We start from the raw sequence: 14,646 nt of genomic DNA on the forward strand, positions 1-14,646 counted from the left end.
CCCCGAGAGCACCCCCGATCGTGCGGCCGACCTGTTTGGATGCAGGGGTGAGCACAGTCCCCGGCACCGCCGTCCGCCCCCCGCTGCAGCGGCCGCGGACGATGCTGCTCGGCGGAGTGTGCACCGCGGTCGCCGACCACCTCGGCTGGAGCGTGCGGAGGACCCGCCTCCTGGCCGCCCTCACGACCGCGCTCGGCGGGGGCGGCGCGCTCCTCTACCTCTGGCTCTGGGCCCTGGTGCCCCTCGCGCCGCTCGACTCGCGCGACGCGGATCCGGCCGTCCGCCGCTCCGCTCCCGTGGCCGGCCTGCTGACCCTCGCCGCCGCCGTCGCGGCGCTCGCCGTGCTGATCACCGTCGACAGCGGCGACGACGCCGACATCACGCGCGCGCTCGTCGCCGTCGGCCTGCTCGCGGGAGGAGCCGTCGGCTGGAGCCTCGGGCTCGACCGCGGCGACGCCGTCCGCCCCGCCCGGTACGGCTCCGCGGTGCGCCTCGCCTCCTGCGCGCTGCTGGTGCTCGCCGGAGCGGCCGTGCTCACCGGCCGCCCGAGCGCCCTCAACGCGGTGCTCGCCGTGGGCGTGCTGCTGATCGCCGCCGGCGTGCTGGCCGCGCCCCGGGTGGTGACCCTCTGGTCCGAGCTGATGGGCGAGCGGGCCGCCCGCGTGCGCGAGGAGCAGCGGGCAGAGATCGCCGCGCACCTGCACGACTCCGTGCTGCAGACCCTCGCGCTCATCCAGAACCGCGCCGGAGCCTCGAGCGAGGTCGCCCGCATCGCCCGCGCCCAGGAGCGGGAGCTGCGCGACTGGCTGTTCGAGCGCGACGTCCCGGTCGCCAACGACCTGGCCGCCGAGGTCCGGGCGATCGCCGCCGCCGTCGAGCTCGACTACCCCGTGCACCTCGAGGTGGTGGCCGTCGGAGCGTCCGTCCCCGGCGCCGCCGCGCTCCTCGCCGCGACCCGCGAGGCCGTGCTCAACGCGGCCCGGCACGCGGGCGGCGACGTCTCGGTGTACCTCGAGTCCTCCGTGCAGGGCGTCGACGTGTTCGTGCGCGACCGCGGCCCCGGCGTCGTCCTCGACGAGGTGCCCGGCGACCGCCTCGGCATCCGCGAGTCGATCATCGGCCGGATGGCGCGCGCGGGCGGCAGCGCGACCGTGCGTCCCGGGGTCGGCGGCACCGGCACCGAGGTGCATCTGCGGCTCCCCGCGGAGGTCGAGCGGTGACCCGCGTGCTGCTGGTCGACGACCACTCCATCTTCCGCTCCGGCCTGCGGGCCGACCTCGCCCCCGAGCTCGAGGTCGTCGGGGAGGCGGCCGACGTCGACTCCGCCGTCGGCCTGGTCGCCTCGCTCGCGCCCGAGGTGGTGCTGCTCGACGTGCACCTGCCGGGCGGTGCGGGCGGAGGCGGGGCCGAGGTGTTGCGGCGCAGCGCCGGGTCGTCGTCGCGCTTCCTGGCGCTGAGCGTCTCGGACGCCGCGGAGGACGTGGTCGGCGTGATCCGCGCCGGCGCCCGCGGCTACATCACCAAGGCCAGCTCCGGAGCCGAGGTGAGCCGGGCCGTGCTCGCGGTGGCGGGCGGGGACGCCGTGTTCTCGCCGCGCCTGGCCGGCTTCGTGCTCGACGCCTTCGGGGCGCTGGCGGGCGAGCAGGCGGAGTCGGGGGACGAGCTCGACCGGCTCTCGGCCCGCGAGCGCGAGGTGATGCGCCTGATCGCCCGCGGCTACGCCTACAAGGAGGCGGCCGCCGAGCTCTTCATCTCGGTCAAGACGGTCGAGTCCCACGTCTCCGCCGTCCTCCGCAAGCTGCAGCTCTCCTCCCGCTACGAGCTCACCGCCTGGGCCTCCGCCCGCCGCCTGCTCTGAGGCGCGCGCGAGCAGTCAACCCCGTCCCTCCTCCCGCTCCTGCCGTCCGTCACTGTCGGGACACGACAGGAAAGGACGACCCGATGGTGACCACCACCCCCGCTCTCCCGACCCTGGCCGAGCTCCTCCGCGACTCCCGGCCCGTGTCGCAGCTCTACGTCGACCTCGCGATCGACTCCGGGGATCCGCCGGACATCTCGCTCGAGCGCGCCACGTCCCTCGGAGACGAGCTCGCCCGCCAGGGTGCGCCCCAGGCCGACATCCGGGCCCTCGCCGCTCTGCTCGAGGGGGCCGGGCGCCCCCAGGGCGCCTGCTGCCTCTTCGCGGTCGCCGTGGACGGGAGGGTCGTGCTGAACGAAGTGCTGCCGGGTCGGCCGGTCGCGCCCGAGGGCGTCTCCTACAGCCCGCTCCCCGACATCGTGCCGCTGCTGCAGCACCGGCCCGACCTGCGCGTCCTCGTCGTCGAGACCTCGCGGGACGGCGGCGAGATCCGCCTGCACCGCCTGGGCGCGCAGCGACCCGAGGCCGAGCAGGCCGTGCAGGGCCGCACCGACACCCTCCACAAGGCGCAGGCCGGCGGCTGGCGGCACGACCGGTTCCACCACCACGCGGAGGAGATATGGCGGCGCACGCAGGCCGAGCTCGCCGCCGCGGTGGACGAGCTCGTGCGCGTGCACCGGCCGCGCCTGCTGGTCGTCGCGGGGGACATCCACGCCCGGCAGCTGCTCGCGCAGCAGCTCTCGCCGAGCAGCGCCGCGATCCTGGCCGTCGAGCCCGTGAACACGCGAGCCGCCGGCAGCGAGGAGGGGGCGCTGGAGCGGTTCGTCGACGAGCAGCTCGACCGCATCCTGCTGCGCGAGAAGGAGGACGTGCTCGACGCCCTGCGCACCGGGGAGCCGCGCCGCACCGTCGAGTACTCGCTCGGCGCGATCGTCACGGCGCTGGCCTCAGCGCAGGTCGAGACGCTGGTGCTCGACCCCGGCCGGCTGCGCGAGCGCGCTCTGCTGGCGCTCGCCGCGGAGCCGTGGGTCGCGTCGGCCCCGGAGGAGGCGCTGGGCGCCGAGGTGATCGACTCCGTCGACGCCGCCCTCGCGCTGGCCCGCGCCGCCGTGCTCACGGACGCGCGCGTGCTCGTCACCGACTCCCGCACCGCTCCGGAGGGGGTCGACGTGGTGACGCTGCCGCACGACGCCGACGCCGCGGCGATCCTCCGCTGGCGCACCGGCCCGCCGGTCCCGGGGGCCTGAGCGGCGGGTCCCCGAGCGCGACAGGGCCCGGGCCCCGATCCTGCGATCGGTCCCGGGCCCTGTCCGGCCTCACGCCTGCGGGTCGTCCTCGCCCTCGGCGGCCGCGCGGCGGTGCGCTCCGAGGCCGAGCGCGGTGGCGCCAGCGGCCAGGAGTGCGGTGGCGCCCGCGATCAGGCCGACGCTCTCGACTCCGGTCGAGGCCAGCCCGCCGCCCGAGCCGCCGACGGGCAGCGGGGTGGGCGTGCCGGTCGGCGCGGTCGTGGGCACCGGGGACGGAGCCGCGGTGGGCGCCGCGGTCGGCCCGGCGGTCGGCGCCGTGGTGGGAGTCGCCGTGGGCGCGGTGGTCGGCGGGGTCGTCGGTGCCGTGGTCGGCCCGGCGGTCGGCGTCGGAGTCGGCGCCACCACCTGCGAGGCCGGCAGGATCTGCACGATGGTCGGACGCGGTGCCGCCACCGCCCCCGCCGCCGTGGATCCGTAGTCCGGGAAGAACGAGGTCGGCGCCTCGAAGGTGCCCTCCTCGCCCGGGTGCTGCACCGCCACGAACACGTGCTGGTCGAGGTCGTGGACGATCGGTCCGCAGGTCTCGGCGTCGCGGGGCACCGAGAGGAACTGCTCCACTCTGCCGCGCGTCGCGCCCTCGAGCGCGACCTTGAAGAGCCCGTCGTTGTAGCCGATGCCGCTCGGGGCGCCGTCGGTCGAGATCCAGAGGTTCCCGACCGAGTCGAAGGCCAGGTTGTCCGGGCACGAGATCGGTGAGACCTGGTCCGCCGGGAAGCCGGAGAAGTAGACGACGTCGCCCTGCGCCTGGTCGCCGCAGAGCATCAGCAGGTTCCAGGTGAAGGTGCGGCCGGTCTGGTCGCCGCCGTCCTCGATGATCTCGACGATGTGGCCGTCGCGGTTCTCGGTGCGCGGGTTGACCTCGGTCGCGCCCTCCTTGGCGCCCTCGGTGCCGCGGGCGGAGTTGTTGGTGCAGGCCACGTAGATCCGGCCGCTGACCAGGCTGGGCTGCACGTCCTCGCAGCGGTCCATCTTGGTCGCGCCCGCGGCGTCCGCCGCCTGGCGGGTGTGCACGAGCACCTCGGCGACGCTCATCCCGGCGATCGTCGAGGCGCCGTTCAGCACCAGGGGCAGCCACTCGCCGATCCCGTCGAAGCCGCCGTCCGAGGGGACCGCCCCGGTGCCGGTGATCTCGGCGACGGGGGAGTCGCCGGTGAAGCGGGCGACGTAGAGGTCGCCCTCCTCCAGCAGGGTCTTGTTGTGGGCGCGGTCGCCCTCGATGTAGCGCTTCGTCGAGACGAACTTGTAGAGGTAGTCGAAGCGCTCGTCGTCCCCCTGGTACGCGACCACGCGGCCGTCCGGGGCGATGATGACGTTCGCGCCCTCGTGCTTGAGCCGGCCGAGCGCCGTGTGCTTCTTCGGCGTGGAGTCGGGGTCGAAGGGGTCGAACTCCACGATCCAGCCGAAGCGGTTCGGCTCGTTCTCGTAGCCCGGGGTGCGGGCGTCGAAGCGGGGGTCGTCGAGCTCCCAGAGGCGCGAGGTCTCGGAGTCGGCGAGGCCGTAGCGCTTCTCGGCGTCGCTCGTGCCGACGGCGCGGAAGTAGCCGTTGAAGTTCTCCTCGCCCGAGAGGATCGTGCCCCACGGCGTCGTGCCCCCGGAGCAGTTGCCGAGCGTGCCGAGCACGGTGCGGCCCTCGGGGTCGGCGACCGTCTTCAGCAGGTCGGTGCCGGCGGCGGCGCCGGTCACCTCGTAGGGGGTGTCGATCAGGTAGCGGCGGTTGCGCTCGCCCCCGCGGACGTAGGCCCACGGGCGGTCGACCGCGGTGCGGACCAGCTCGACGACGCTGAGGCCGTGGGCGGCGCGGCCGACGGCGCGCACGCGCTCCGGCTCCGCCTCGAGCTGCGCGGCCGGGAACATGATGCTCTCGTTCGTGTACTCGTGGTTCACGACGAGCAGGGCGCGGAGGCGCTTCGAGCCCGGGATCTCGACGATGTCGGTGTAGTCGTTGTTGTAGCCGAACTGCGCGGCCTGGGCGGCCTCCGTCTGGTCGGCGATGTCGAAGGCGGGGCTGTCGGCGAAGAGCGGGTCGCCCCAGCGGATGATCGGCTGCCAGGCGAAGCCCTCGGGGACGGTGAACCGGTCGACCGTGTACGGCACCGGAGCGATCGGAGTGAAGGCGAGCGGCGAGCCGTCGGCCGCGGTCGCCACGGCCGCCTCGGCGGTGGGCGCTCCTCCGGCGGAGGCGACGGCGACGGTGACCGCGCCGGCCAGGCCGAGGCCGAGGGCGCTGCGGCGGGAGAGCTGCGACGAGACGATGTCGCGGAAGTAGCTGTTGTGCGACGTGTTGCAGGTCGCGGTGGAGCAGGCGTTGGCGCACTTCAGCGCGCAGGTGACGGGGCTTCGCTTGCCGCGCACGTGGCCGGCCATCGGGAGGAGGAGCGGGCGGCGGGCGGTGTCTGACATGGAGGTCCTTCGATCACGAGCAGGAGACGCGATCGAGGCAAGCAGGGGGAGGGGGCGCCGATGCCGCCGGGTGGAGGCTCCTCCCTGAACGGAACGTGAACGTTCTCACAAGAAGGTGAGGCTCACCTTCCCTCCCGGCGGCCCTCCGAGCGCGCCTCCAGGACCGCCCCGACGTTCCCCGCGATCCATTCGACGACCGGCAGCAGACGCTCCGCCAGCTCCGCTCCCAGCGGCGTCAACCGGTACTCGACGTGCGGCGGGACGACCGGCCGCGCCTCGCGGTGCACGAAGCCGTCCTCCTCCAGGATCCGCAGCGTCTGGGCGAGCATCTTCTCGCTGATCCCGCCGATCCGGCGCCGCAGAGCGCCCCAGCGCAGCGTGCCCGGAGCGAGCGCCGCGAGCACCAGGACGCCCCACTTGCTGGTGACGTGCCCGAAGACCTCGCGGCTCGGGCAGTCGGCGGAGTAGACGTCCCCGGCGAGCAGGGCGGAGTCGGCGATCGTCATGGGGTGCTCCTCGGGACAGGGGTGGTGACTGTACTAACGAAATAGTGGGTACTGCATTCCGGGAAGCAGGAGGAGGATGCGCCGGTTGCACCCTCCTGGCGGCGGACCCCGCCCGCCCCACCCGTCAGGAAGGACCCCTCATGACCCTCGTCGTCACCGGAGCCACCGGCCACCTCGGCCGTCTCGCCGTCGAGCACCTGCTCGCCCGCGGCACCGCCGCCTCCGACATCGTCGCCACCGGCCGCGACGCCGCGAAGCTCGAGGCGCTCGCCGCCGACCTCGGCGTCCGCACCGCCGTCGCGGACTTCGACGACCCCGCCTCGCTCGACGACGCCTTCTCCGGCGCCGAGGCCGTCCTCCTCGTCTCGGGCTCCGAGGTCGGCAGGCGCGTCGCGCAGCACACCGCTGCGATCGACGCCGCCGTCCGCGCCGGCGCGCGCCTGGTCTACACGAGCGCCCCGAAGGCGACCACGAGCGCGCTCATCCTCGCCCCCGAGCACAAGGCCACGGAGGAGGCGATCGCCGCCAGCGGCGTCCCCGCTGTCATCCTCCGCAACGGCTGGTACAACGAGAACTACGAGCAGACCGTCGCCGAGCTCGCCTCCACCGGCAGCACCCTCTCGAGCGCAGGCGAGGGCCGCGTCGCCAGCGCCGCGCGCACCGACTACGCCGAGGCCGCAGCGGTCGCCCTGACCGACCCGTCCCTGGTCGGCACCGTGCACGAGCTCTCCGGCGACACCGCCTGGAGCTTCGACGAGCTGGCCGCGATCGTCGCCGAGGTCGCCGGACGCGACGCCGCGATCAGCCACGTCTCCTCCGACGAGCACGCCCGCGTCCTCACCGGCGCCGGCGTCCCCGAGGGCGGAGTCGGCTTCGTCGTCGGCCTCGACGCGAACATCGCCGACGGCCTCCTCGGCGGGACCGACGGCTCGCTCGCCCGCCTGATCGGGCGGCCGACCACGCCGATCCGCGCGTACGTCGAGGAGCAGCTCGGGCGCTGACGCTCCGGCGTCCCCGTCGGCCACCGTCCGGCTCGCAGGAGCAGTCCGCCCCCGCGAGCCGGACGGTGGCGCGCCCGGCCTCCCGCGGCTCCGCGCCGGGCACTCCCGTCCGCGGCTCCGCGCCCGCCCTCCGCGGCTCCGCGCCCGCCCTCCGCGGCTCCGCGCTCGACCCGCCGCACCTCGCGCCACCGTGTCGGCGCCCCGACGTAGGCTGTCCGCCATGACCTCGACGACGCCTCGCTCCGGTATCGACCGCTCCGAACTCGGCCCCGCGACGCGCCCGCAGGACGACCTCTACCGGCACGTCAACGGGCTCTGGATCGACCGCACCGAGATCCCCGCCGACAAGGCGCGCTACGGCTCCTTCCACGTGCTCCAGGAGGAGGCGGAGAAGGCCGTGCGCGACATCATCGTCGAGGCGCAGACCGCGCAGCACGGCACCGAGGAGCGACTGTTCGGCGACCTCTACGCCTCCTTCATGGACGAGGAGCGGGCCGAGGAGCTCGGCGCCGCCCCGATCGCCGACGACCTCGCCGCCGTGCAGCGGGTCGACTCGATCCCCGGCCTGCTCCGCGCGGTCGGCGCCTTCGAGCGCACCGGCGTCCCCGGGCTCTTCGGCCTCTTCGTCGACAACGACCCGGGCAGCCCCGAGCGCTACCTCGTCTTCGTCAACCAGGGCGGCCTCGGCCTGCCGGACGAGAGCTACTACCGCGAGGAGGAGTTCGCCTCCGTCCGCGAGGCCTACACGCCGTTCGTCGCGCGGATGCTGGCGCTGGCCGGCATCGACGCCGCCGAGGCCCGCGCCGAGCGCATCGTCGCCCTCGAGACCGACCTGGCCGCCACGCACTGGGACAAGGTCCGCAGCCGCGACAGCCAGGCGACCTACAACCTCCGCTCCTGGTCCGAGGTCGAGGAGCTCGCCGCGGGCGTCGACCTCGGCGTCTGGCTCACCGCGATGGGCGCTCCGGAGGGGGCGCTCGCCGAGGTGGTCGTCCGCCAGCCGAGCTTCCTCCAGGGTCTCGCGGGCCTGCTCACCGAGGACCGGCTCCCGGCCTGGCGCGACTGGCTGTCCTGGCAGGTGATCCGCGGAGCCGCGGCCTACCTGTCCAGCGGCTTCGTCGACGCCAACTTCGACTTCTACGGCCGCACCCTCACCGGCACCCCGCAGAAGCGGGAGCGCTGGAAGCGCGCCGTCTCGCTCGTCGAGGGCTCGCTCGGCGAGGCGGTCGGCCGCACCTACGTCGCCCGCCACTTCCCCGAGACGGCGAAGGCCGCGATGGACGTGCTGGTCGCGAACCTCATCGAGGCGTACCGCCGCTCCATCGTCGACCTGGAGTGGATGAGCCCCGCCACCCGCGAGCGCGCGCTCGAGAAGCTCGCGAAGTTCACGCCCAAGATCGGCTACCCGGTGCGCTGGCGCGACTACTCCGCCCTCTCGATCGACCCGGCCGACCTGCTCGGCAACGCCCGCCGCGTGGCCGAGTTCGAGTTCGCCCGCGAGCTCGGCAAGATCGGCCGCCCGCTCGACCGCGACGAGTGGTTCATGACCCCGCAGACGATCAACGCGTACTACAACCCGGGCTTCAACGAGATCGTCTTCCCGGCCGCGATCCTGCAGTTCCCCTTCTTCGACGAGGCCCGCGACCCCGCCGCGAACTACGGAGCGATCGGCGCCGTCATCGGTCACGAGATCGGCCACGGCTTCGACGACCAGGGCTCGCGCTTCGACGGCGACGGCCGCCTCACCGACTGGTGGACCGAGGAGGACCGTGCCGCGTTCGAGGAGCGGACGAAGGCGCTCATCGCGCAGTACGACGCGCTCGCTCCCGCGACCACGCCCGGGCACCACGTGAACGGCGCCCTGACCATCGGCGAGAACATCGGCGACCTCGGCGGTCTCGGCATCGCCTGGAAGGCGTACCTGCTCTCGCTGGACGGCGAGGAGCCGCCCGTCGTGGACGGCCTGACCGGCGCCGAGCGCTTCTTCCTCTCCTGGGCGCAGGCCTGGCAGCAGAAGTCGCGCGACGAGGAGACGATCCGCCTCCTCGCCATCGATCCGCACGCTCCGGCCGAGTTCCGCTGCAACCAGATCGTCCGGAACATCGACGAGTTCTACGCTACTTTTGACGTCTCCGAAGGCGACGCCCTCTGGCTCTCCCCGAGCGAGCGCGTCACCATCTGGTAGTCGCCGCCGACCACCTCCGCACCACGGACGAGGAGCCCCGGGCATCGAGAGCCGACCGATGCAGCGGGGTCGTCCGCCGATCGCGCGTCCTGCCGGCGCGTGAGGACCCAGGTCCCCCCTCCGCACGACCGCACTCCCGACCCGTAGAGGGGCCGTACCCGTGGTGATCCCCACCAGCGAGACCCGCCGTGAGAGCCGACGCAACCGCCGGGGGCGCCACAAGGGCGGCGGTGACCGCGAGAACTTCCAGCGCGGCTTCGACGCCCTCGGCCGTCTCGCGATCGACGGGGTCGTCGTCTCGGCGCGCGCCGTCGACCTGGCGACCGGCCGCACCCTGTTCGCGGTCGACGACTCCGTCTCGATGCCCACCGCCTCCCTCGGCACCGTCGTGCTGCTGATCGAGGTCGCCGCCCGGCTGGCGAACGAGCCGCAGGAGAACCTGCGCCTGGTCGACCGGACCGCGGCGGACGCGGTCTCGGGCTCCGGGCTCTGGCAGCACCTCCAGGTGCCGTCGATGCCGATCGCCGACCTCGCCGCCCTCGTCGGTGCCTCGAGCGACAACCTCGCGACCAACGTCCTGCTGCGCCGCGTCGGCCTCGATGCCGTGCGCGAGCGGGCGGAGGCGCTCGGCCTCTCCCGCACCGCCCTGCTCGACGTCGTGCGCGATGAGCGCGGCCCGGACGACGCGCCGCAGCTCTCGATCGGCTCCGCCCGCGAGCTGACCTGGCTGCTCGCCACCCTCGCGAACGGCGAGATCGTGGACGCCGCCGTGAGCTCGCGGGTGATCGGCTGGCTCTCGCTCGGCACCGACCTCTCGATGGTCGCCGCCTCGTTCGGGCTCGACCCGCTCGCGCACCGCCACCCCGACCACGGGGTCCTGCTCGTCAACGCGACCGGCACCGACGTCGGCATCCGCGCCGAGGCCGGCGTCCTCCGCGGCCCGCGCGCCGGAGTCGCCTACGCGGTCGCCACCCAGTTCGACGACACGACCCTGCACTACCGCCTCGCGGTGCTGGAGGGCATGCGCACCCTCGGAGCCGACCTGCTCGAGTACGTGCACTGACGGCTGCCGGGGCGGATGCTCCTCCGGAGCAGGCCGACCCCGCGGCGCCCCTCGGGTGCCCCGTCAAGTCCGTGACCGCCTCCGGGGGCGCGACCTAGGCTGCCCGCAGCGGCGCCGCCTCCCGGGCGCACCGCGGAGAGGGAACCATGAGCAGCTTCGGCTTCGACGCCCCCGAGGACGTCACCGACACCACCCGCCCCGACGGCGACTCCCTGCCGGTCCCGCCGGAGGACCCGGCCGAGATCGACGACCCCGAGTCGATCGACGAGGCGCTCGACCAGGGCGCCGACGCCCGCCTCGGCGACGACCAGGACCCGCCGGAGCACCCCTTCATCCCGTCGCCCAGCTGATCGACCGGCCGGGCGCCCCAGCGGCGCCCGGCCTCCTCCGATCTGGCTTCTCCTCCGAGCCGATTACTCCTTCGACCCCGGCTTCAGGCGGCTCGCGAGGCGCTTGATCGGGTGGGCGGGCTCGCGCTCCGCCGGATCCTCGACCTCGAGGCCGTAGAACGTGCCGATGTCGCCGACGAACGCCTTGCGGCGGGCCTTGTCGTACGCGCGGATCTCGCGTCGGAAGGCGATCACCGTCGCGACGCACATCAGGATCATCACGACGCTGAACGGCAGGGCCGAGAGGATCGCCGCGGTCTGCAGGGCGTCGAGGCCGCCGGCGATCAGGAGCGACAGGGCGAGCAGCGCGGTCGCGACGGCGAAGAACACGCGGATGCGGTTGCGCGGCTCCGGCTCGCCGCCGGTCGCGATCATCGACATCACCAGCGCTCCGGAGTCGGCGGAGGTCACGAAGAAGACGCCGATCAGGAGGATCGCGCCGATCGTCAGCACCGAGCCCGCGGGCAGTCCCTGCAGCATCGAGAAGAGCGCCAGGTTGGTGTCGACCGAGCCGTCGGCGCCGACGAGGCCGCCGTCGCCGTAGAGCTCCCGGTAGATGGCCGTGCCGCCGAGGACGCTGAACCAGAGGAAGGTCATGATCGTCGGCACGAGCAGCACGCCGCCGACGAACTCGCGGACCGTCCGGCCCTTGGAGACGCGGGCGATGAAGATGCCGACGAACGGCGCCCACGACATCCACCAGCCCCAGTAGAACGTGGTCCACGAGGCCTGCCACTGCTCGCCCTCGCGCCCGGCGTAGGCGCTGACCGTGAAGGTCAGGCCGATGAAGTTCTGCAGGTAGTTGCCGAGCGACTGCACGAACTCGCGGAGGAGGAACTGGGTCGGGCCGGCGACGAGCACGAAGACGAGGAGCGCGGCGGCGAGCAGCAGGTTGCCGGTCGAGAGCCACTTCATGCCCTTGCCCACGCCCGAGATCAGCGAGAAGACGGTCAGGCCCGTGACCACGGCGATGACCACGATCTGCACGGTGAGCGACGACTCCACGATGCCGCTCGCCTCCAGTCCCGCTGAGATCTGGGTGACGCCCAGGCCGAGCGAGGTCGCGACTCCGAACATGGTGCCGACCAGGGCGACCACGTCGATCGCGTTGCCCCAGCCGCCGCGGACCCGGCGGCCCAGCAGCGGCTCCAGCGCCCAGCGGATCGACACCGGCCGCTTGCGGCGGTGGATCGCGTACGCGAGGGCGAGGCCGACCACCACGTAGATGGACCAGGCGTGGACGCCCCAGTGCAGGTAGGTCTGCGAGATCGCGCTCTGCGCGAGCTGCGTCTCGGTGCCGGTGACGCCCGGGCGCGGAGTGGCGAAGTGGGTGAGTGGCTCCGCGACGCCGTAGAAGACGAGGCCGATGCCCATGCCGGCGGCGAAGAGGAGCGAGATCCAGGCGAGCATCGAGAACTCGGGCTCGTCGTCGTCGGCGCCGAGCTTGATGTCGCCGAAGCGGCTCACGCCCATCCAGATGGCGAAGGCCACGAAGACCGCGGCGATCAGCACGTAGTACCAGCTGAACGTGTTGACGACGGTGGTCTGCAGCGTCGAGAACACGGAGGTCGCGGCGTCGGGCGCGAGGATCGCGAAGGCCGCGATCGACAGCGTCAGGACGGCGGCGGGCCAGAAGACCCACCGCGCGAGGCTGTGCGGAGGGGCGGTCGTGCCCGCGGTGGCGGGGGCGGTGTCCGGGGAGGACGGGTGCTCGGACATGGGGTCCTCTCGTCGGCGGCAACCGTCCACGGTACACGGGGGCCCGTCGGCGGCCCCGGCCGGGGGAGCCGGGCTGGCATGATCCGGCCCCGGTGCGGGAGGCTGGACCCGTGCAGTTCAGAGTCTTCACCGAACCCCAGCAGGGCGCGAGCTACGAGGACCTCCTCGCCGTCGCGCAGGCCGCCGAGAGCCTCGGCTACGACGGCTTCTTCCGCTCCGACCACTACCTCCGGATGGGGGACGGCGACCCCGGTGTGGGCCCGTCCGACGCGTGGACGACGCTCGCCGGCCTCGCCCGCGAGACCGAGCGGATCGCGCTCGGCACCCTCGTCTCCTCCGTCACCTACCGGCCGCCGGGGATCCTCGCGATCCAGGTCGCCCAGGTCGACGCGATGTCCGGGGGCCGTGCCGAGCTCGGCCTCGGCACCGGCTGGTTCGAGGAGGAGCACGCCGCGTACGGCATCCCCTTCCCTCCGCGCCGCTTCGACCTCCTCGAGGAGCAGCTCGAGATCGTGACCGGCCTGTGGTCGACGCCGGTCGGCGAGCGCTACTCCTTCGCCGGCGAGCACTACACGCTGACCGACTCCCCGGCCCTGCCCAAGCCCGCCCGCCTGCCGCTGCCGGTGATCGTCGGTGGCGGCGGCCCCAAGCGGACCCCGGCGCTCGCGGCGCGGTTCGCGAGCGAGTTCAACCTGCCCTTCCCCGAATTCGATGCGATCCCGGGGGCCTTCGAGCGCGTCGATGAGGCGTGCCGGGCGATCGGGCGCGAGCCCTCGTCGCTCGTGCACTCGGTCGCGCTGATCGCGGTCGGCGGAGGCGACGAGGCGGAGTTCACGCGCCGTGCCGCGGCGATCGGCCGCGAGCCCGCCGAGCTGCGCGAACACGGAGTGGCCGGCGGCGTCGACGAGGCGGTCGACCGCCTCGAGTCCCTCCGCGAGGCCGGCTGCGAGCGCGTCTACCTGCAGTTCATGGACCTGCAGGACCTCGACCACCTCGACTTCTTCGCCCGGGAGGTCCTGCCGCGCCTGTCGGCGTAGGGCGGGCGGCGCTGCTGCCTCTGCTCCGACCGTCCAGAAGTCGTCGCACTCGCGCTCGACTGCGACGACTCCTGGCTTCTCGCGGTCCCCGTCCTCGTGCCCCCGCGCCGAGTGCGACGACTCCTGGGCACTCGCGGGCTGCGGGCAGCGCGCTCCGGGCCGCGCGCCCGGGCGTCCGCCCGCGCCGCGGCCTACGCTGGAGGGATGGCGGACACGATCGAGCGCGCGGACGAGCGCCTGGCGACCCGCTCGGCGGCCGAGGTCCCGTGGATCGTGCTGGTCTGGGACGATCCGGTCAACCTGATGTCGTACGTCTCGTACGTCTTCCGCAGCTACTTCGGCTTCGGCCGGGCCGAGGCGGAGCGGCTGATGCTGCAGGTGCACACCGAGGGGCGCGCGGTCGTCGCGACCGGCAACCGCGAGGAGATGGAGCGGCACGTGGAGGCGATGCACGGCTACGGCCTGTGGGCGACGCTGCAGAAGGCCGACGCGTGAGCGCCCCGCTGCGCCCCACCGCCGCGGAGACCGGAGAGTGCTCCGCTCGCGGCATCCGAGGACTCGGCTGATGCGCGCGTTCCGCCGCGACTCCTCCGGGGCGGCCGTCGCCCGCTTCGACCGCGAGGAGGCCGGGATCCTCCGCCATCTGGCCGGCGAGATGCTCGAGCTGCTCGACCGCGGGGCGTCCTCGGAGGAGGCCCGCTCCGATCCAGCGCTCGCGCGCCTCCTGCCCGACGCCTACCGCGACGACGCCGAGGCGGCCGACGAGTTCCGCCGCTTCACCGCTCCGGACCTCGCCGCCCGCAAGATGGACGACGCCCGCGCCGTCACGGCGGCCCTCGACGCCGGCGACGGCACGAGTCACGGCCGGATCTTCGAGGGGCTGGGCGAGGTCGCGGTCCGTCTCGAGGAGCCGCAGGCGATCGCCTGGCTCCGCGCACTGACCGACATGCGGCTCGCTCTGGCCGTGCGGCTCGGCATCGACGACACCGACGACGTCGTCCCGGAGGAGGGGAGTGCGGCCGCGATCCGCAGCGTCTACGACTGGCTGGGCGGCGTGCAGGACGGGCTCGTCCGCGCCGTCGACGTGTGATCCGCTCGTCCCTCCAGCGATTCCACAGCTGTGGACAACCCTGTGGAAAGGTGTGGAGAACCGGCTCCGGGAGCACCTCCGAACGGCGGAG

12 protein-coding genes and 1 pseudogene are annotated in these 14,646 nt (G+C 73.8%); 10 read left to right on the top strand and 3 right to left on the bottom strand.

Features of this window, described 5'->3' with window-relative positions; all coding sequences use genetic code 11:
• The first annotated feature begins 47 nt into the window (after positions 1 to 47).
• The 3 genes from C5B93_RS15110 (at position 48) to C5B93_RS15120 (ending at position 3,105) form a co-directional block, all read left to right on the top strand.
• The gene (locus C5B93_RS15110) at positions 48 to 1,220 is read left to right on the top strand and encodes a sensor histidine kinase (protein ID WP_104258189.1); all 1,173 of its coding nucleotides are present in this window, start codon (positions 48 to 50) and stop codon (positions 1,218 to 1,220) included.
• Positions 1,217 to 1,858, top strand: coding sequence for a response regulator transcription factor (locus C5B93_RS15115; protein ID WP_104222839.1), 642 nt, complete (start codon positions 1,217 to 1,219; stop codon positions 1,856 to 1,858). Before C5B93_RS15110 ends, C5B93_RS15115 begins: the two co-directional genes overlap by 4 nt.
• An 83-nt stretch (positions 1,859 to 1,941) precedes the next feature.
• Positions 1,942 to 3,105, top strand: a complete 1,164-nt coding sequence (locus C5B93_RS15120) for a Vms1/Ankzf1 family peptidyl-tRNA hydrolase (protein WP_104292811.1) — start codon at positions 1,942 to 1,944, stop codon at positions 3,103 to 3,105.
• Between the two features lie 420 nt (positions 3,106 to 3,525).
• Here C5B93_RS15120 and C5B93_RS15125 read toward each other — a convergent pair.
• Both C5B93_RS15125 and C5B93_RS15130 read right to left on the bottom strand, forming a co-directional pair.
• Positions 3,526 to 5,565, bottom strand: a pseudogene (locus C5B93_RS15125) (PhoX family phosphatase); the annotation flags it as partial.
• A 122-nt stretch (positions 5,566 to 5,687) separates the two neighbouring features.
• The gene (locus tag C5B93_RS15130; RefSeq protein WP_104222836.1) at positions 5,688 to 6,071 is read right to left on the bottom strand and encodes a helix-turn-helix domain-containing protein; all 384 of its coding nucleotides are present in this window, start codon (positions 6,069 to 6,071) and stop codon (positions 5,688 to 5,690) included.
• Between the two features lie 140 nt (positions 6,072 to 6,211).
• Between C5B93_RS15130 and C5B93_RS15135 the strand changes: the two genes are divergently transcribed.
• The 4 genes from C5B93_RS15135 to C5B93_RS15150 all read left to right on the top strand — a co-directional run bounded on the left by C5B93_RS15135 (position 6,212) and on the right by C5B93_RS15150 (position 10,670).
• On the top strand, positions 6,212 to 7,072 hold the full coding sequence (locus C5B93_RS15135) for an NmrA family NAD(P)-binding protein (protein ID WP_104292813.1): 861 nt from the start codon (positions 6,212 to 6,214) through the stop codon (positions 7,070 to 7,072).
• Positions 7,073 to 7,292: 220 nt separating this feature from the next.
• Positions 7,293 to 9,257, top strand: coding sequence for a M13 family metallopeptidase (locus C5B93_RS15140; protein ID WP_104292814.1), 1,965 nt, complete (start codon positions 7,293 to 7,295; stop codon positions 9,255 to 9,257).
• 160 nt (positions 9,258 to 9,417) lie between these two features.
• The gene (locus C5B93_RS15145; RefSeq protein ID WP_104292815.1) at positions 9,418 to 10,320 is read left to right on the top strand and encodes a serine hydrolase; all 903 of its coding nucleotides are present in this window, start codon (positions 9,418 to 9,420) and stop codon (positions 10,318 to 10,320) included.
• Positions 10,321 to 10,466: 146 nt separating this feature from the next.
• Entirely contained in the window at positions 10,467 to 10,670 is a 204-nt protein-coding gene (locus tag C5B93_RS15150) for a hypothetical protein (RefSeq protein WP_104222832.1), read from the top strand.
• A gap of 63 nt (positions 10,671 to 10,733) precedes the next feature.
• On the opposite strand, the gene C5B93_RS15155 is transcribed toward C5B93_RS15150, so the two are convergent.
• Positions 10,734 to 12,428, bottom strand: coding sequence for a BCCT family transporter (locus C5B93_RS15155; protein ID WP_104292816.1), 1,695 nt, complete (start codon positions 12,426 to 12,428; stop codon positions 10,734 to 10,736).
• 110 nt (positions 12,429 to 12,538) lie between these two features.
• Here C5B93_RS15155 and C5B93_RS15160 point away from each other — a divergent pair, with 110 nt between their 5' ends.
• The 3 genes from C5B93_RS15160 to C5B93_RS15170 all read left to right on the top strand — a co-directional run bounded on the left by C5B93_RS15160 (position 12,539) and on the right by C5B93_RS15170 (position 14,555).
• Positions 12,539 to 13,465 carry an LLM class F420-dependent oxidoreductase gene (locus tag C5B93_RS15160; RefSeq protein WP_104234367.1) on the top strand — a complete coding sequence of 309 codons (927 nt, stop codon included), beginning with the start codon at positions 12,539 to 12,541 and terminating at the stop codon, positions 13,463 to 13,465.
• A 204-nt stretch (positions 13,466 to 13,669) separates the two neighbouring features.
• Positions 13,670 to 13,960, top strand: a complete 291-nt coding sequence (gene clpS, locus C5B93_RS15165) for an ATP-dependent Clp protease adapter ClpS (RefSeq protein WP_104222829.1) — start codon at positions 13,670 to 13,672, stop codon at positions 13,958 to 13,960.
• A gap of 70 nt (positions 13,961 to 14,030) precedes the next feature.
• On the top strand, positions 14,031 to 14,555 hold the full coding sequence (locus C5B93_RS15170; protein ID WP_104225742.1) for a DUF2017 domain-containing protein: 525 nt from the start codon (positions 14,031 to 14,033) through the stop codon (positions 14,553 to 14,555).
• The last annotated feature ends 91 nt before the right edge of the window (positions 14,556 to 14,646 follow it).

Origin of the sequence: Rathayibacter sp. AY1A2 (assembly GCF_002930935.1) — a bacterium.
Taxonomy (GTDB): Bacteria; Actinomycetota; Actinomycetes; order Actinomycetales; family Microbacteriaceae; genus Rathayibacter.